This window comes from Marinomonas profundi (assembly GCF_020694005.1).
Classification (GTDB): domain Bacteria; phylum Pseudomonadota; class Gammaproteobacteria; order Pseudomonadales; family Marinomonadaceae; genus Marinomonas; species Marinomonas profundi.
This window is the reverse complement of sequence record NZ_CP073013.1, coordinates 2,936,491-2,955,918: the sequence shown is the minus strand read 5'-3', so window position 1 is coordinate 2,955,918 and position 19,428 is coordinate 2,936,491. Positions and strand designations below refer to the sequence as shown.

Here is a 19,428-nt window from a genome sequence, read left to right as displayed (position 1 = left end):
AGCTTTGAATATTTATATGGTCGTAAGAAAATAAACGACGACATGTTAAGGGCGATCACTGACGAAGATCATACTAAGTATGCTGTGATCTGACTGTCTATTGGAATTTTTATGAAGAATCAAAGTAACTCACCTCAAACATCGTCTGTGGTCGGAAATACAAGCCAGCAAGCACCAACCGCCAAACCAACCACTAGCAAGTCCAACTGGCCGCTGTATTTGATTCTGATAATCACCTTTGCCATTGGCGCTGTGTCTTATCAGTTTTTAACGCTCCCCCAATCCTTGGTGGCTGGGCTGTTGTTCATTTGTATTGCCTTTTGGGCTACGTCTCTGGTGCCGGCTTATTGGCCAGCGTTGGGCTTGTTTGCGTTTGCAACGGCCACACAGTTGGCGCCCACCCAAGTGATATTTGCGGGGTTCCAGTCGTCGACATTTTGGCTACTGTTCAGTGGCATGGTGTTTGGTGCCGCGATTAACCACACTGGCATCAATACTCGTGCCACCCGCTTGCTGATGCTGATTCTAGGCAACAGTTATCAAGGCACGATTATCAAGATCGCGTTGTTTGGAATGGGCTTGGCGTTTTTAATTCCTTCTGGCGTCAGTCGTATTGTGCTCATCATTCCGATTATCGTCTCTCTTGCCGATCACTTTGGTTATGAGCACGACTCAAATGGTCGAAAGGGCATGTTATTGGCGGCGTCATTTGGTACCTTTTTACCCGCTTTTTCCATCCTGCCCGCAAACGCCCCTAACATGCTGTTATCCGGTATGACCGAAGCACTGTACAACGCGCCCTTTTCTTATGGTGAATATCTGCTGTTGCACTTCCCTGTTTTGGGATTGGGGAAATTAGCCATGACCATTGCTGTCATTTTATGGCTTTTCCCAGACAAAGCGCCGAATCAAGCGATACAAGCAACGATTGAAAAATCCGCGATGACTAAGATTGAAACGCGTTTGCTGATCGTGCTGTGTGTGTGTTTTGCGTTTTGGTTTACAGACTCGCTGCATCATATTTCGGCCGGCTGGGTGGGGCTCATTGCGGCTCTAGTGTGTTTATTGCCCAGTCTGGGGTTAACCGGAAAAAACAGCATCGACAAAGACATTCAATACGGCACTCTGCTCTTTTCAGCAGGCATTATTGGCTTAAGCGCCATCATTGCTTATTCTGGCTTGGGAAACATATTGGTTAATTATTTAACCGATACTATTCCGTTTTCAGCCAACGCCCCTTTGCTGAATTTAAGTTTGCTGACCTTTATTTCCACCTGTATGGCGGTGGTCACCAACTTGGCTGGCGTTCCTGCCATCATGACGCCAATGGCGGAGCATTTAGCTAACATAACAGGCCTATCCAACCATGCGGTACTGATGACGCAAGTGTTGGCTTTTTCGAACGTTTTATTGCCCTATCAAGCGCCGCCACTGATCACGGCCATTGCGCTGGGTAATCTGTCCATTAGCGCGGTCACCAAGGTTTGTCTGGCCACTTTTGTGCTCACCAGTGTGGTGTTACTGCCGCTGAATTTTCTTTGGTGGTATATGCTCGGTATGTTTTAACATGACGATAAGACAGTGAAAGCGACGGCATCCATCGCGGCTCTTGGGCATAAAGATAGATGTCCATCGGACTCGATTTGATAACAGCTTTTGTCACCAAGATACCGTATAATCTCGGCCATTAGCCATTGACCCAGCATTCTAACTATTGATTCCTATGATACGACTTTCCAATATCCAGCTTCCTCTTGATCACGACGCCAGCGCACTAGAAAATGCGATTTTATCCTTGCTTGACATTAGCGCTGAGCAACTTGTTCGCTTTAACCTGTTTCGTCGCGGTTACGATGCACGCAAGAAAACCAATATTGTTCTCATCTACACCCTAGATGTCGAAACCACTTGTAACGACGCGCTATTAAGCCAGTTTGCCGATCATCAACAAATTAAGGTCACACCGGACTTACACTACCACCCCGTTGCCCAAGCACCGGTAACCTTGACTGAACGTCCTATCGTGATTGGTTTTGGTCCTTGCGGTTTATTAGCCGCCTTGGTATTGGCACAAATGGGTTATAAGCCCATTGTGCTTGAACGCGGAAAAGAGGTGCGCGAACGTACCAAAGATACCTTTGGCTTTTGGCGTAAGAAAGTCCTTAATACCGAATCCAACGTACAATTTGGCGAAGGCGGCGCGGGAACCTTCTCTGACGGTAAACTTTACAGCCAAGTAAAAGACCCAAAGCAATACAGTCGAAAAGTGCTTAATGAATTTGTTGCCGCTGGCGCGCCAGACGAAATTCTTTACGTCAGCAAGCCGCATATCGGTACTTTCAAACTGGTGGCCATGGTCGAAAAAATGCGCGCGCAAATAATTGAGCTAGGCGGCGAGATTCGTTTCAGCTGCCGCGTCGATGATTTGCATATTGAAGACGGTCAAGTCACCGGCGTTACCCTTGCCGATGGCGAGCAACTGCATTCCAAACACATTGCCTTCGCCATTGGTCACAGTGCCCGTGACACCTTTGAAATGCTGCATGGCAAAGGCGTTTATATTGAAGCCAAGCCTTTCTCGGTGGGCTTTCGCATTGAGCACGAGCAATCTGCCATCGATAAAGCGCGCTTTGGCCCGAACGCGGGCAACGAGATTCTTGGCGCAGCGGATTATAAGCTGGTTCACCATTGTAAAAATGGCCGTTCCGTTTACAGCTTCTGCATGTGCCCAGGCGGCACCGTGGTGGCCGCTACATCGGAAGAACATCGTGTGGTCACCAATGGTATGAGCCAATATTCTCGTAACGAGCGTAATGCCAACAGCGCCATTGTGGTGGGGATCGATCCTACCGATTATCCCGGTGGGCCACTGGCGGGCATTGAGTTTCAACGCAAATTAGAAAGCTTGGCTTATGAATTGGGTGGCAGCAACTACGATGCACCGGCGCAAACCGTTGGGGCGTTTTTAAGAAACGAAACACCAGCAAAGCTCGGCACGGTGGAGCCGTCTTTCAAACCCGGCATTAAACTCACCAACCTAGCGGATGCCTTACCCGATTTTTGTATCGAAGCGATCCGCGAGGCCATTCCTGCCTTTAATAAGAAAATCAAAGGCTTTGCCTTCGACGACGCCTTATTAACGGGAGTCGAAACACGCACCTCGGCGCCAATCAACATCACACGTGATAAAGAAAGCCTCGAAAGCATCAATACCAAAGGCTTGTATCCAGCGGGTGAAGGTGCAGGTTACGCGGGTGGCATCATGTCAGCGGCCATCGACGGCATCAAAATTGCCGAAGCCATGGCGTTAAGCATCAATACGAAATAGCCTCTTAGCTAACCTTAGTCACCAGTATAAACACCTCAAAAAAATGCTTCAAATAGGGCCACTGCCTCAGCGGCCCTTTTACTTTCAAACTCAATTAGCCTAACCTCTTGCTGGTGGCTGATTGCACTTAATAGCAGCCACCGTAAGCTAATCCATCGTCAATTCGGGAGTGATTTTATGTGGCTAGAAGCATCCAGTACTCTTGAGTTTAATATTGAAACACCGTCGCCTTTTTTACTCATGCTGCGACCTCGTAGCGGCATGCAACAATGGATCGCACGGGAAGAGTATGTGCTGTCACCCAGTGTGCCAGCCGTAGAATTTACCGATTCGTTCGGTAACTTATGTCAGCGTTTAGTGGCTCCCGTTGGACGTTTTTCTATTCGTATTTCCGTTGTTATCGAAACCGCCGATGCCTCGGATTCAGCACCGGGCGCGCCCTTCGTAGACATTCAACAATTACCAGACGACACGCTGCCTTTTTTGCACCCAAGCCGCTATTGCGACTCAGACCATTTTACCGACATGGCGTCCTCCATTGTGTCCGGTTTAACGCCTGGCTATGACCAATGCAGTGCCATTGTCGATTATATTCGTCAACATATTCAGTACACACCGGGACAAGGCGAACAGAACATAAGCGCGTCAGAGTTAAACACATTAGGTCGAGGCGTTTGTCGAGATATGGCGCATTTGGGCATTGCTTGTTGTCGAGCCCTTGCCATACCGGCGCGCATGGTGGTTGGTTATCTTGAAGGCTTAGAGCCAATGGATTTACACGCTTGGTTTGAAGCCTATGTGGGCAATCGTTGGTATACATTTGACCCGACACAAGCCAATTTACAAGGCGGTCGTGTGGCGATTGCCTTTGGGCGAGATGCCGCTGATGTGGCGATCTACACCCAATTTGGCCCACCCGTAGAACTGCTCAATCTTGAGGTTAAAGTCCAAGAAACCCAAGGGCCAACGCGATGATGTGTCTAGATTTTAGCCACTCACGCTAGGTCAAATTGAATGACGGTTTCACCTTGATTGATGACGCGGTTTTCGCCTAAAGACTCAATTGCAGGCACCAAGCCATTTAATGTTCCCGTGATGAAAAAGTAATCTTTATTCGCGTAACCGCGATCAATACACTGAAGAACACCCTGCTTCACTATGTCTTTTTTCACCGCCATAAGCGCATCCAACTCAGCAGAGAATCTATAGCCTTGCTTGCCACCCTCGAAAATCAACGCGCCAGCGACAGGCTTTTGAGAGACAAAAACACCGTAGTTAAAATAAAAATCACACGCTGAGTGATTGGTCAGGTGGATTGCCGGACGAATCAATTCGACCGCGGCAAAAGGAAGCCATTCGTCGACCCGTTTATTCACTTCCTCTTGGTCACTGGGTACAAATAACTGAAAGCACACTTCTAGCTCAGTGCCACGAATAGCGGACGAGGGAACCGTTTCACCCGCATTGCCAAACAGTTGAAAATCAAAAATGGGAGAAAGAATAATCACGCCGTCTTTATCGACAATTTTCCACCCCGCAACAGTCGCACCCTGCTCAACCATCCCGGCGATTAACCTGTCTTGAGCCTCACACACAGCGTCAAAAGTCTCGGTTAACGATAATGACGCCTCATGGTGAAATGCTTTAATGGTATTTTCGTATTCTTCAAAAATCATCTGCTGATACCCTTTTATAACCTATTGTAATTGCAAAAAAGAGAATGGCGATTAGACGCCGTGTGCCATTCTTTATTTATCCGCTATTAATCTGTACCATTCACGCGGCTTAATCTACCCAATAAACACTCATTTAACAAAAAAATCCCGAAAAGGAAATTCCAGTGAAAAAAGCGCTTATTCTATTTGCTTTCATACTTGTTTCTGCTTGCTTACTTCTGCCCAAATTTATTGCCCCAAAGCATCAAGAAAAAGTCGTTGAACTGATTGATATTATCGATAAAACACCAGGCTACTCGGCCCAAATCATCTCGACAGATTTCGCTTGGTTCGGCTCTGAGAACAAGGTGATACTGTCTTTGGATATGGCTCAGATAGATGCCTCCCTATCCGAAGACAAGGTGCAAATTGAACTCACGATAGACACTCATTATGGGCCTCTACTACTGTCTGGCCAAGGTCTATTGGGCGCCTATGAAACGGATATTCGACTCGAAGGCAGCCAGCAACGCACCCTGTTTAACTGGGATGAAGACCAGCCACTGTACTTGCTTTCTGTGCTGGGTGGTATCAGCGGAAATATTAAACTCGCGGACACGGTTCCCATGCTAAGCAATCTGGATAATACCTTTCAATTCAGTGGTTACACTGGCACAGGCGCGCTAACATCCGACAGCTTCACCTACCAAGGGGCATTAAAGAAAATGGAGATAATGGGCGATTATACGTCTATTAACGCAGAAGACTTTGCCTTAGAAATGAAGATAGACTCAGGATTAAAGGACATAACAAAAGGAGGCTTTTATGACAGCACAACAAATTTAAGCCTCAATAAACTCAGTATCGACACCAATACCATGCTGTCTGGTTTAGCTATAAAAATGTCGTCTAATTTAGACCCAACAACACAATTGGGCCGCATCGAAATAGCGTATTTACTAAAAGAGTTTCTATCTGGAGACATGAAAGCCAACGATCTTATGTTAGTGACCGAACTAAATAAGCTCAGTAATGCCTTCTTTCTTGAGTATAAAGCCTTCTCTGATCAGGCATTAACGAACCACAATGCGGCGCATGCGGCCTACCAATCCTTGTTTGTGTTTTTGCAAGATAATATCGACACATTGCTGGCAGCAAAACCCGAATTTAACATCACCGATTTGAGTGGCACTTTTCCTGAAGGGCGCTTTGAAGCAAGTCTAACAAGCACCTTAGGCGATATTGGCGACGCCTCAGTTGAGGAACTTGCCATGGCGGAGTTTTGGCTGTACCACACACTGGTGACAGCAAACATTGAAGTCGATGAGGTCTTACTAACAAGCGTCGCCGAACGGTTTATCGCTTATCAAATGCGCGCACCACGAAACGCACCAGAAATAAAACAGCAAGCTCGAATCATTATCAACAACCTGCTTCAACAAGGGCTGATCAGATTAGACAATGGCCGTTACAATACGGTCATCAATATACAAAATGGCCAAGGTAGCATTAACAACATGACGTTTCCCTTGATGTAAACCCAAGGCTAAAAACGCCGCCCAAAAACGCAAAAAGCGTACTTTGAATGCCATCAAAGTACGCTTTTTTATTGCGGTCTATTGCTTATCTCTGAGACTGACTTGCTGACGTACTCAACGACGAACGAACGTCTCGCCATTATATTGAGTCAACAAACAGTCTTTGCCCTTTTCCTTGAGCATTTTACAAAAATCTGAGCTGAAGGACTTATCAATAAAAGGGCCTACTTTTAATTGATACATGGTTCGGCCATTCACTTCTTTTTGATTCACTAACGGTTGCAACCCTTGAAAAGACGTTGGATGGGCCTTTTCTAACACTTGCCAACCGCGAATCGCTTCATCACGATTGCCGTAAGACGCGACTTGCACCCCAAATTTGCTTTGCGGTGGTGCTTTTACCACCGGCTCGCTCTCTGGCGCTGACTCTGTCATTGCAGACCCAGTCATTGCTGGCTGTGTCGTCATTTCAGCGGCCGTAAGATTCGCCTCATCACTCTCTATCAATAACGGGACAGGAGTAACAACTGGCGCGACATCGGCTGCCGCAATCCCTTCATCCATCCCCATCGTCTCAGCGCTTTCAGCTTCTGACGCCGAACTTACGGGCTGGTCGCCTTTTAAGGTAGCGACTTCCGCCTCTAATGCATCAATTCTGTCTAATTTTGGCTGGATGGCTTGCCACTGCTCTTCATGAATACGCACTTTCTCTTGCAAGTCGTCATAGGTCATAAAGGTGTTTTTTTCGCTCATAGAAGAACAAGCGCCCAATGACAACGCTGCCATCACAATAATCAGTTTTTTGGATATTCCCATTACTTCCTTCTCCATTCAAAAAATAGTATTTTTCAATTCACAAATAACCAATAATGCCCCCATAAAACCAGAGCATAACGCGCGGCTTTGCCAATGAACACCAAGGGCAAAAAGTACCAAATCGACGTTCGTAAGACCCCAGATACTAACGCAATACCATCACCCACAACAGGCAACCAGGTCAGTAATAAACTCCACACCCCATAACGATTAAACACACGCTCCGCTTTTTGACGATGATCCGCACTGACAGGAAACCATTTATGGCTTTCATAACGCAACAAAAAACCACCCAGTAGCCAATTAGTCAACGCCCCTAAGGTATTTCCTACGCTGGCCAATCCCCACAAAAGCAACCACGAATTTGCCGTATCACTGGCATAATAAAGCAATACCCCCTCCGACCCTAAGGGGAGAACCGTCGCGGCCAAAAACGATGTAAAGAAAACAACCACATACCCCAAACGACACTACCACCCATATTTTATCAGCAAGAGAAGATGAAGTTACCAAAACCATGATCTAGCGCAAGCTTTTGCGCTGGGCAACCCATGAGAAAACATTTAGCCTTAATCTACATGGTGTCACCTTTGAAACGTTGCATTGCCTTTGACATGGAGACGACATGCTGGCGCGTATTAATGATATAAAAATCCGTTATAAATTGTGGGCAATCATCGGCTTAATGTCGATGGGAACGGCAGCGCTTATTCTTGTCTCGCTAAGCTCCTTATTCAATAGCCATATGGACGCAAGAAAAGACCGCACCCAAGACATACTGGACATAGTAAACGCGACCTTATCTCCCATCTATCAACAACAAAATACAGGGGAGCTTACTAGTGAGCAAGCCAAACAGCATGCGATTCAACGCTTATCTGAACTCCATTATGGCGATCAACAACGCCTGTGGATAGTCGATAGCAATAAATACACCTTGCTCAACGCCCCTTCCCTGTCCCAAGAATCTCGGACCCCAACCGCCTTAATAAAGGCGTTAAAAGACGCTAAAAACAAGCACACAACCGCCCCCTATCAAGCGCTTGAATTTGACTACTCAGACATAACAGGCACGACCCATCGCATGATCGCCAGTGCCTCGGATTTCGCGCCTTGGACTATCACTATTATCGCCACCGCCTCAATGGATGCCGTTATCGACTTCTTTCTACAGGCGTTAATAGAGTACGTTATTCTCGTCGGAGTACTGACCTTATTCGTTGGCGGCACCGCGCTCTATATTATCCATTTGGTCACCAGTCGAGTGACCTCATTATGCCAAACCATGACATCGGTTCAGCATTCAGGGGATTTAACACAACGGGTTGAATTTACCGGCGGCGATGAAATGGGCGAAATGGCACGCGCTTTTAACGACATGATGAACGATTTCCAATCCATTGTTCGCAATGTTAGCCACTCCAGCGAAACCCTAGACAACATTGTGAGCCAGACCAATCAATCCACCCACAAAACCGCCCAAGGCGTCGCCGAACAATTATCCAATACCAGCAAGGCCACTGAACTCATGCACGACGTGATGACCTCGGTGGAAGACACGCTTACCATTGCCGAACAAGCCAATACCACCACCCAAGAGCTTGGCCAGCATTCCAAGCAAGGTCTGGGCGTGATGAACAAAGCCAATCAAGACATTCAGCAGCTTTCTATTGAAGTCGGCGGCGCAGCGCAACAAATCCAAACATTGCGCAAAGACGTCAGTCATATTAATGAACGCTTAGGCATCATTGCAGAAGTCGCCGACCAAACCAATCTACTGGCACTCAATGCCGCCATTGAAGCCGCTCGCGCGGGTGAACAAGGACGAGGATTTGCCGTGGTGGCAGACGAAGTTCGCCACCTAGCCCAACGCTCGCAACTCGCCGCCACAGAAATTGGAGGGCTAATTGACCAATTGACGCAACAAACACTGGTCGCGGTGGAGGTGATGGAATCCGCCAGAAATACCGCCAACCAAGGGGCCGAGCAAACCTCACAAGCAGGCCAAGCGTTTACTAAAATCGCCAATGGCGTTTTGTCTATTTCTAAATTAAACAGCGCTATTAGCCAAGCAGCAGACCACCAATACGAATCCTCTCAAACCGTGCATCAAACCTTAGCCAGCATTGCCAACATCTGCGAAGCAACCAAGCATAACTCCACCGACATCCAAACCTCAGTCAACAACTTACAAGACTGCGCCAGTCAACTACGCCAGCGGGTACATCAATTCAGCACCTAAAACGACCTTATTTCGCCCCCAAGACGGCTTTATCCTGTCTCTAAACCACAACGCATGCTCCTATTTTGTGCGTGGCGATGGGATTTTAAAAATTAAGTGGAAAAGAAGAACCCTAACCGCTTTAACTTCTTGGTGAGTCCCATTATGTTTGGGTATAGTAGTTTTACACTTAATTCACGCCCATCGTGAAACGTAAAAAACACATCCCGAACACAAAGGATCAAACATGGCATCTGACACTCAGGATAAGCTAGATTCTCTTTACCAACACATCCAAGCGGTTATTTTATCTCGTCAACACCCCGTTACTGGGCTTTTTCCAGCCAGCACAAGCATTAACAACCATGGCAATTATACCGACGCCTGGGTACGCGATAATGTGTACAGCATTCAAGCCGTGTGGGCGTTGTACCTAGCCTATAAACGCGCGTCAAACCCACATAAGCGCGCCAATGAACTGGAGTTTTCCTGCATAAAAATGATGCGTGGCCTACTTTTTGCCATGATGCGACAATCCCACAAAGTGGAAGCCTTCAAACACAGCCTAGACCCGAAAGACGCCCTGCACGCAAAATACGACACCAAAACGGGCCTAGAAGCCGTCGCTGACGATGCGTGGGGACACTTACAAATAGACGCCACCAGTTTCTATTTGCTGATGATGGCGCAAATGACCAAAGCCGGCAGCAAGCTGATCTTTTCCCGCGATGAATTCAATTTCATCCAGAACCTTATCTATTATATCTCTCGTACTTATCGCACACCGGATTACGGCATTTGGGAACGCGGTAATAAGGTCAATAATGGCCGAGCAGAAATCAATGCAAGTTCCGTTGGCATGGCAAAAGCCGCCATGGAAGCCATGGATGGACTTAACCTATTTGGCGAGGACGGGCCAGAATGGGCGGTCGTGCATTCGTTTGCCGATGCCGTGGCTAGAGCCGGCTCAGTCTTGCAATCTTTATTGCCCAAAGAGTCACGTTCAAAAGAAGTCGATAGTGCTATTTTAAGCATCATTGGCTTTCCCGCATTTGCCGTCAACGATGAGAAGCTAACACGGCGCACCCGCCAAGAAATCATCAATAAGCTCGGCGGCGAATATGGCTGCAAACGCTTTTTGCTCGACGGCCATCAGTCCGAGTTAGAGGACCAAACTCGAATCTACTATGAATACGATGAATTAATTAATTTTGAGCACATAGAATCAGAATGGCCATTGTTTTTCACTTATCTTTATATTGACCGTTTATTTGCCCGTGACTGGGAAAGCGCCAACTTTTATCGACACAAATTAGAGTCTCTAATGGTCGAAAAAGACGGTCAAATGCTGCTGCCTGAGCTGTATTATGTCCCTCAGGAAAGTATTCTAGCGGAAAAAGAAAACCCCGGATCCCAAAAGCGTCTTCCCAATGACAACCTTCCTCTAGTATGGGCACAAAGTCTTTATTTGGTTGGCAAGATGCTCGACGAAGAACTGATTAAAACCGATGATCTTGACCCACTTGGCCTGCACCGTAGTCAACACCGTCCCAATAAAGTCACCACATCTATGGTTATCTTGGCGCAAAACGACAAGGTGATGCAACGGCTCTCTCAAGCAGGCTGCTTATGCCAAACGCTTGAAGACATTGCCCCATTAAAAGCCATCAGCGCTGAGCAACTGGTCGAAACCTACCAGCACCTCGGGGCTTCTGACGCCTTGGGCTTAACGGGGCGTCCTAACCGAGCGCTTAATAGTTTGGCAACCTCTCAAGCCTTTAGTATTAATAACGAAAGCTACTTATGTTTATCCTGGATTCAGAATGAGAGCAAAGACTATCGTAAAATCGATCCAGCGCTATTCCAGGCACACATTCGCAATGAATTAAAAACCATCGCAGAACATTGGTATTATCAAACCAATGCGGTGTTTACTCTGCTTATTGATGAAGCCATTACGGAAATGGAAGGCAGCGGTGAATTATTTGAGTTCATTCGCTTATTACAAAAACGCGAGCTGGAAGAATTCAGAGTGGTGCCTCAGTCCGCAAAAAATGCCTTCAAATCAGGCAATCGACGCGCCATTATGATAACCACGCCTCATTACTCGCAACTTGGCGCCAAACTGCCGGTTCATGATGCGCCTTGGCCCTTGTCTAGCAAACACCACAACCATACCGATTCGAAAGCGGGTTCAATGGCTGACTCGATCACCGAATCAATACAAGAAACCGATACAGAAACCTTGCTCAGTTTATTGAATCAAAAACCCACCCTAAGCGATGCCATTGCCTACTTAGTGGAACTAGGCGCACGTCGAGCCTTAATGAACACCGTGCCTAACGTCACACCAGCGACCACCGCGTATAAGGTACTTAATAGTGTGTACTTGCAGACATTATTGTCTGAAAATTGGCGTTGTGCCCGCCAGTTGTATTCCTTGCTACTCAAACCATCCACCGACCTTGCCACCTATATTGCCGACATTACAGTGCGTCAGCGTTTACTGGTCATCGGAGAAACACCCGAAACCGAAGTCGATATTAATGCGCCGCTGCATCAAGAAGTCATTCTAGATACGCTAAAAAGCGTGTCATCGTCCCCTATTGGTTTGGTTATCAGCCATGAGCTGATCGCCATTGCAGGCACGCTCATCAAGGTGCACCCTGAATTCTTTGCTGGGGTTCGCACCATTCGCATTCACAGCCTAGCCTTGTTGTGTGCTCGCCAATTTGACCCGGAAGAAAGCGCGCCTATCTTCGATACCTTGTCAAAGGTATCCCCAAGCCAACTTTACGAAGCGTTCAAACAAGTATTACAGCAAAAACACGATGAGTTTGCCCACGTTGCTAGCAATATGCGCTATCACCACACCACAGACGCAGACAGTAAGATAAAAGATGTTGACTGGTTCGACTGGCGCACTGAGCAGGGTATGATCACCAAGCTACCAGAATCCATGCTATTGCAACTCTGGGAAAGCCTAAGCCATGCAAACACCATTGTATTTGGTGACTTACAAAGTAATACCGCACTGGACTGCAAACGTGCACTGAGCTCGATGACGCCCGGCGAAGACACCTTCGCTTTGTTGATCGAAAGCTTAACCTCAGACATCCACCCGAGTTGGTATAAAAGCCTTATTTTTGAAGGTTTATACGCTTTTATACAATTTTGCCAGCAGCACAAAAATTGCAAATTTGATCAAGAAATCAATTTGCCAGTACTTGTGTCTCAAGCCGCATTAGACCATGCTAAACAACACCAAGCAGAACATCCAGAAGACGACTGGGCGAATATAGCCTTAGATGAGTTTGCACAAAGAACGCCCAATAAAGTAAATCAATCTTTGCGCTGGGCCGTCAGCAAGTTGCACAGCCATCAGCACAAACACTCATTGAGTTAACTCTCACTCTTATTGGAGAAGTGAATGGATTTAATAAAAAACGCCCTCATTAACGATGTTCTGAACACCTGCTGTTCCGATCCATTTGGTTGCCTAGGTCTACAAGAATCCGCCACTAAAGATGGTTTATCTTTAGTCGTTTGGCAGCCAGGCGCCAGCGCCGTGCGAGTACTGGCAATCGATGCAGATGACGTACTGGCGGATATGAGCCCAACCCCTCATAAAGGTTTGTTTTATGCACACTTCGCAAAAGACAAGCCACGCTTTCATTATCGTCTTGAGATTACTTACCAAGACAACAACACCCACACATTGGTCGATCCTTATCAATTTCCCAATACCACTTTTGTCGACCCAGATCATCACCAAGCTAACTTATACAAAAGCCAAGGCGCCATTCGAGCCAAGGCAAAGGTAAATGACTCGCTTTCCATCCAAGGCACACGCTTTGCGGTGTATGCGCCCGCCGCGCGTTCTGTTTCTGTAGTGGGTGATTTCAATGCATGGGATGGCCGCACCCATCCCATGTCGAGTAATGGCGATGGCATCTGGCGCCTGTTCGTTCCAGACGTCAACCATGGCGCTCGTTATAAATTCGAAATTCGCTCCAACGCCGGGGAAATTCTGCCCCATCGCAGCGACCCTTACGCACAACGCATTGAACAATTCCCCTCATTTGCCAGCGTGACCTGCTTTGATAACAAGCACCAGTGGCAAGACGATGCTTGGGTTAAGCGCCCGCTCGAAGATCTCTACGAACAACCCATGAGCATTTATGAGCTTCACCTAGGTTCATGGCGTCGTAAGGCCGATAATCAGCCGCTCACGTATCTGGAAATCAAAGACCAGCTGGTTCCCTATGCAGTAGAAATGGGCTACACCCACGTTGAATTATTGCCCGTTACCGAATACCCATTTGATGGCTCTTGGGGCTATCAGCCCGTCGGTTTATATGCAGTAACCTCACGATTTGGCACGCCAGAAGAATTCAAAACCCTTGTCGATGCGCTCCATCAAGCCAACATTGGCGTGATTATGGATTGGGTTCCTGCGCATTTCCCAGCCGACAGCCATGGTTTGGCGAACTTTGATGGCTCCAAGCAATACGAGTACCCCGATCCTAAAAAAGGCTGGCATCCCGAATGGAATTCCGTGATCTACGATTTTGGCAAAGAGCATGTGGTGAATTACTTAATCAGTAACGCAGTTTATTGGTTAGAAGAATTCCATATTGATGGATTACGTGTTGATGCCGTGGCCTCGATGCTGTATCTGGATTATTCCCGTGAAGACGGCGAATGGATTCCCAACAAAGACGGCGGCAATCATAATTACGAAGCGATTGATTTCTTGCGCCGTTTAAACGAAACCGTGTATTTGAATCATCCTCGTTGCTTCACCGTGGCAGAAGAGTCCACGGCGTTCCCTGGTGTGTCTAAACCGACTTACATGAACGGTTTAGGATTTGGTTTTAAATGGAATATGGGCTGGATGAACGACTCGCTTGATTACATAAAAAAAGACCCTATTTACCGCCAGCATCATCAGGGCGAACTCAGTTTCAGCATGGTTTATGCCTTTGACGAACAATTTGTACTGCCGATTTCTCACGATGAAGTGGTCCATGGCAAAGGCTCCATGATCACCAAAATGCCGGGCGATGCGTGGCAAAAATTCGCCAATTTGCGGGCGTTTTCCGCTTACATGTATTTCCACCCGGGCAAAAAGCTCAACTTTATGGGCAATGAATTTGCACAGGGTCAAGAATGGAGTCACGAGCGCTCCTTAGATTGGCACCTATTGGAAACCGATTATCACAAGGCCCAACAGACACTGTCAAAAGACCTAAATCATCTCTATCAAAACGAGTCAAGCTTACACTTTGATCATTCCCATCTGGGCTTCGAATGGATTAGTTACGACGACAACGCTAACAGCATTTTAGCCTTTGCACGTAAAGCCAAAGACAGTGACGAACACACTGTCGCGGTGATCAATTTTACGCCAACACCCCATGCTAACTACCATATTGGTGTGCCAAAAGCAGGTCGCTATCATGTCATTATGGACACGGATGAGACGAGCTACACTGGCAGCGGCTATACCAAGGCCAAGCAATACAATACTCAAGCCGTTGTAAGTCATGGTAGAGAGCAAAGTATCGAGCTACAAATACCACCACTGGCTGGTGTGTTATTAAAATGGTTAGGCGAACCTTAGACTCGAACATCAATACAAAATACAGCAACACTAACCATATTTAGAGGTATTAATGAATCAAGTGCAGCAAACCGCCAATGGCTCCCCTTTCCCTCTGGGCGCCACGGTGACCGATAATGGCGTAAATTTCGCCGTTGTCGCTAAAGACGCCAGCCAGCTGTATTTATGTTTGTTTGATCAGAACGGAAATGAACAAGCGCCTCTGCCTTTTATCAATAAACGCAGAGGCATTTGGTACATGGAAGTACTTGGCCTCAAAGAAGGTCAACATTACGGTTTACGGGCGAAGGGCGAATGCAAACCAGAACAACAATGGTTGTATAACGAAAACAAGTTACTGATTGATCCCTATGCCAAGGATCTCAGCGCGAAACTCGTCTGGCATGAAGACCAAGCGGCGATCACCAAAGAAGGTCAACCTCACCCAGCCGACTCGGCCTATTGCGTGCCAAAGTCCATTGTGCGCAGCGTGAAAGCCAACCCTAACCGCCCAACCAGAATAAAAGTAGCGCCCTCTAGCCGTGCTTTATATGAGCTACATGTCAAAGGCTTTAGCCAAAACTTGCCCATCGACGAGGACTTAAAAGGCACCTATCTTGGCGTTATTTCTGCTGTCGGCATAGAGCATTTAAAACGCCTTAATATCACCACCATTCAGCTAATGCCTTGCTTTAGCTTTATGACCGAACGGCATTTACAGCAATTAGAGCTGACCAATTATTGGGGTTACAACCCGATCAGTTTCTTTGCACCAGAGCCCTCCTACGCAAAACAAGATGCGCTTGTCGAGTTCCAGCAGATGATAGACGGGCTTAGGGAAGCGGGATTCGAAGTCATTCTCGACGTGGTGTATAACCACACTGCAGAAAGTGAAATCGACCACTCCAGCGTGTGTTATCGCGGCCTAGACAATGCACAATATTATCGGCATCAAGAGGGACAATATTTAAATTACACTGGCTGCGGCAATTGTGTCGACACGTACAACCCGGTCAGCATCCGCCTTATTTGCGACAGCATGCGTTATTGGGTAGAGGTGATGGGCGTCGATGGGTTTCGCTTTGACTTAGGCGTCGATCTGGGTCGAACCGATCACGACTTCAACCCTAAAGCGCCCTTGTTACAAGCCATTCTTCAAGACCCTGTTTTAAGCGAAACCTGCCTAGTGATGGAACCTTGGGACATAGGTCCGAACGGTTATCAGGTGGGTCAATTTCCGCCAGGTTTTCTAGAGTGCAATGACCAATACCGTGACACTGTGCGGCGTTTTTGGCGCGGCGACAAAGGTCTAGTGCCTGAATTCGCGACACGGCTTCTGGGATCGAGAGATTACTTTCACAAAGGCCAGAAAAGCGCCCTACACTCCGTCAATTACATTACTTATCACGACGGCTACACAATGAAAGATTTGGTGTCGTATCACCAACGCCATAACCTCGCCAACATGGAAGATAACCGCGATGGTCATGGTGACAATATCAGCCAAAACTTTGGTGTAGAAGGAGAAACCGACGACAAGGCGATTCAGGCTCAGCGACTCAATCAGCAGCTTTGCTTTCTGGCGACGCTATTATTAAGCCAAGGAACCCCACATATTTTGGGCGGTGACGAGCTTTCTCATACCCAGCAAGGCAACAACAACGCCTATTGCCAAGACAATGACATCACTTGGCAAAACTGGCAACACAGAAGCGCCGAAGAAACGCATGCCAGAACCGCCATCCAAGACACAATCGCCACTCTTATGACGCTGCGCAAAGCCTACCCAATATTGGCTGAAATTCGTTTAGAAGACGATGCGCTTTATCAACACACACAAGCGGATAAAATCCATTGGCTCAATGAACAAAGCGAGCCGATGACCATCGAAAATTGGGCCGATGACAAGCGTCATTATATTAGCCTAACACTCGCCTCTGCGGATCTTGCTAGCCGTTTTTGGCTTGTCTTCTACAGTGCCGACACCCTGTTAAATGTGCCCTTTCCGAGCGAAAACCAAGCCATTGAAGCCCTTTATCAAACACCAGGAATGTCGACCATAAACAATGAGCTGCAGTGTGCTTACCGAGGCGTCTTTGTCGGAAAACTCTAGTGGATCAAATGAAAAAAGCGTGTTGTAGGTCGCGGCTTCAGCCCGACAAGACGCAATGTGTCGTCACAAGCTTTTTTGTCGGCCTAAAGGCGCGACATTTGAGATGACAGAAAGTTATGTAGTGCTTTGATGAGTTAACGCCTGATCACGGTCGTGCCTCCCTTATCAGGCCTACAGTCGAGTATCGGTCTAACAGTCACAAGACAATAACCCCACCCTAGCCCTCCCCTTGGAAGACATAAGGGGAGGGAATAGTTACATTGTCGGCCTAAAGGCGCGACCAAGATCGACGAAAGTCGTTTAGTGACAACCTTCCTCGCGGAAATGACAAGGCTGGGGTTATTTACGCCGCAAACGGCGAGAAATTAAACCCAAAGAGATTAAACGTCAGATTTAAACCCCATCCGAAAGCCGCCCCAATGCTTACCATTGACAAAAATAGGCACAGAAAGATCATGCAGAATCTCACCCGTATCACGCTTGTAGGTTTGCAATAAAAACGAGTCTGTATGTGCGCCGCAACGACTGCCTGTGGCGTCATTGAAAATGCGTTTAGTGCGATTGTTTAGCAAATCTTTTTCATAGTCCCCAGTTAAAGGCTGGCTGAATTTTTTGTTATGGGTGGGAAAGTAACCATTAACGTCCACCGCCCCCACAAACATCACCTCTTTATGGTTTTCTAAAACAGCTTCTTGAATGGCAGGAAAAGTGCGGTCGCTGAAGGCATCGTAAGACGTACTAAATTTTTGTGGGTTGGTGTTGGGTATCGGCCGATAATCGGTCGAAAAGACCGCCTGCTGAGTCAACTCACCCTTGTTTATTGCCTCTTCAAACAAATGACCAAGCGCCAACGCCGACGCCTTGCCGACATTAAGCAAGTCGGAAAAGAATAATGATGAATCGACTTTGTCCAATTCTCTAAACACCACTTCAGCGCCGTTACTTAACGTAGCCGCTTCTTTAGAAAGGCGGTCACTACGTTGGGAAATATCTTGCAAAGAATGGCTAATACGGGAAATAGAGCCATTAATTTGCGTGCTTGTCGCACCTAATTCTTCACCTGCACTTTCTACTTCCGTCAAAACAACAGAGGCGTGTTGAACCTCTTGCGTTAACGAAATAAACCGTTCCGTCTCACTCAACAAGGTGCCAGACAAGGATTCGGTTAAGCCTTTTAACGCCGTCATTTCATGGTTGGTTAACTCACTATTACGACGCACATCGGTTAATAAACTGGATATTTGCGCCGACGCATCAGCGCTTTTGCTGGCCAAAGCACGCACTTCATCCGCCACCACCGCAAACCCTCGGCCTTGCTCGCCCGCTCGCGCGGCTTCTATGGCGGCATTTAGCGCCAACAGATTGGTCTGCTCAGAAACGCCCTTAATCACCGCGGTAATACTGTCTATATCGTCCGCACTTTGAGTCAACAAAGCCAACTGTTCACCGGCTGTCTGTACTTTTTGGGTAAGCTCATTGATCTGCTCAACGCTTTGTGACAGCGCATTTTGTGCCGTACGACTCGATTGTGCTGTCAAATTCATGGTCTGAGCCAACTGACCTAAATTATTAGACAAAGCTAATCCAGTATCAGACAGGGTCACAACCGCTTGTGTTATTTGCTCGCTGTCGTCACGAGTATGATGGATATCTTTACTTAAGGTATCCACAAAATGCGACACTTCCGCGGCCCCCATGGCCATTTTCGAGGTAGCATGCGTCACCGTTTTACTGACCTCAGCAAAAGCACTTGGCACGCTTTGTTCCACACTCAAACTTGGCGTGACATCAGCTGTTTTTTTACGAGCCAACAGTCCACATAAACAGCTCAACAAGACACCAATCAGCACATAGGGTAATGCTATTGCCGCTTGAAAATAACCCACAAGAAAAAGCGCCAAAAGCCCGAGCACACTGCCTAATTGGAAATACAACATTGATCATCCTTTCCCGTTATTTTTATTTTTGTAAACCACACGCTATTTTTGCAATACACATTTTGTAGAACACATTGTATAGAACACACGGTGCGTACCAATAAGGCACTCCCCCTAGTGTTTAACGACTGCGACAAGAAGGTCAACGTAAAATAGAAATACTACGACTAAAGTCGAACCCTTTACACCGAGATTCATCGTCACCCTTCTGTTAT

Annotated in this window: 12 protein-coding genes; 8 read left to right on the top strand and 4 right to left on the bottom strand. The window is 47.1% G+C overall.

Going from position 1 to position 19,428, the window contains the following annotated elements; all coding sequences use genetic code 11:
- The first annotated feature begins 111 nt into the window (after nucleotides 1-111).
- The 3 genes from J8N69_RS13730 to J8N69_RS13720 all read left to right on the top strand — a co-directional run bounded on the left by J8N69_RS13730 (nucleotide 112) and on the right by J8N69_RS13720 (nucleotide 4,303).
- The gene (locus J8N69_RS13730; RefSeq protein ID WP_227803900.1) at nucleotides 112-1,566 is read left to right on the top strand and encodes an SLC13 family permease; all 1,455 of its coding nucleotides are present in this window, start codon (nucleotides 112-114) and stop codon (nucleotides 1,564-1,566) included.
- Nucleotides 1,567-1,723: 157 nt separating this feature from the next.
- On the top strand, nucleotides 1,724-3,328 hold the full coding sequence (locus J8N69_RS13725) for an NAD(P)/FAD-dependent oxidoreductase (RefSeq protein ID WP_168823263.1): 1,605 nt from the start codon (nucleotides 1,724-1,726) through the stop codon (nucleotides 3,326-3,328).
- A gap of 177 nt (nucleotides 3,329-3,505) precedes the next feature.
- Entirely contained in the window at nucleotides 3,506-4,303 is a 798-nt protein-coding gene (locus J8N69_RS13720) for a transglutaminase domain-containing protein (protein WP_168823261.1), read from the top strand.
- 20 nt (nucleotides 4,304-4,323) lie between these two features.
- Here J8N69_RS13720 and J8N69_RS13715 read toward each other — a convergent pair whose 3' ends face one another.
- The gene (locus tag J8N69_RS13715) at nucleotides 4,324-5,004 is read right to left on the bottom strand and encodes a hypothetical protein (RefSeq protein WP_168823259.1); all 681 of its coding nucleotides are present in this window, start codon (nucleotides 5,002-5,004) and stop codon (nucleotides 4,324-4,326) included.
- Nucleotides 5,005-5,168: 164 nt separating this feature from the next.
- On the opposite strand from J8N69_RS13715, the gene J8N69_RS13710 reads away from it, so the two are divergent.
- Nucleotides 5,169-6,521, top strand: a complete 1,353-nt coding sequence (locus J8N69_RS13710) for a DUF945 family protein (protein WP_168823257.1) — start codon at nucleotides 5,169-5,171, stop codon at nucleotides 6,519-6,521.
- Between the two features lie 114 nt (nucleotides 6,522-6,635).
- On the opposite strand, the gene J8N69_RS13705 is transcribed toward J8N69_RS13710, so the two are convergent.
- On the bottom strand, nucleotides 6,636-7,337 hold the full coding sequence (locus tag J8N69_RS13705; RefSeq protein WP_168823255.1) for an SPOR domain-containing protein: 702 nt from the start codon (nucleotides 7,335-7,337) through the stop codon (nucleotides 6,636-6,638).
- A 32-nt stretch (nucleotides 7,338-7,369) separates the two neighbouring features.
- The gene (locus J8N69_RS13700) at nucleotides 7,370-7,729 is read right to left on the bottom strand and encodes a YqaA family protein (protein WP_227803899.1); all 360 of its coding nucleotides are present in this window, start codon (nucleotides 7,727-7,729) and stop codon (nucleotides 7,370-7,372) included.
- 233 nt (nucleotides 7,730-7,962) lie between these two features.
- Here J8N69_RS13700 and J8N69_RS13695 point away from each other — a divergent pair, with 233 nt between their 5' ends.
- From J8N69_RS13695 to glgX, 4 genes are all read left to right on the top strand, one after another.
- Entirely contained in the window at nucleotides 7,963-9,579 is a 1,617-nt protein-coding gene (locus tag J8N69_RS13695; protein ID WP_168823251.1) for a methyl-accepting chemotaxis protein, read from the top strand.
- Nucleotides 9,580-9,805: 226 nt separating this feature from the next.
- Nucleotides 9,806-12,964: a glycoside hydrolase family 15 protein gene (locus J8N69_RS13690; RefSeq protein ID WP_168823249.1), complete on the top strand. Its 3,159-nt coding sequence runs from the start codon at nucleotides 9,806-9,808 to the stop codon at nucleotides 12,962-12,964.
- A 24-nt stretch (nucleotides 12,965-12,988) separates the two neighbouring features.
- Nucleotides 12,989-15,184, top strand: a complete 2,196-nt coding sequence (gene glgB / locus J8N69_RS13685) for a 1,4-alpha-glucan branching protein GlgB (protein WP_168823247.1) — start codon at nucleotides 12,989-12,991, stop codon at nucleotides 15,182-15,184.
- 52 nt (nucleotides 15,185-15,236) lie between these two features.
- Nucleotides 15,237-17,276 (top strand): glycogen debranching protein GlgX, encoded by a 2,040-nt coding sequence (gene glgX / locus J8N69_RS13680; RefSeq protein WP_168823245.1) that lies wholly within the window; start codon nucleotides 15,237-15,239, stop codon nucleotides 17,274-17,276.
- Between the two features lie 380 nt (nucleotides 17,277-17,656).
- Here the strand turns inward: glgX and J8N69_RS13675 are convergent, their stop codons facing one another.
- Complete coding sequence (locus J8N69_RS13675; RefSeq protein WP_168823243.1) at nucleotides 17,657-19,213, bottom strand: methyl-accepting chemotaxis protein; 1,557 nt, start codon at nucleotides 19,211-19,213, stop codon at nucleotides 17,657-17,659.
- Nucleotides 19,214-19,428 lie beyond the last annotated feature (215 nt).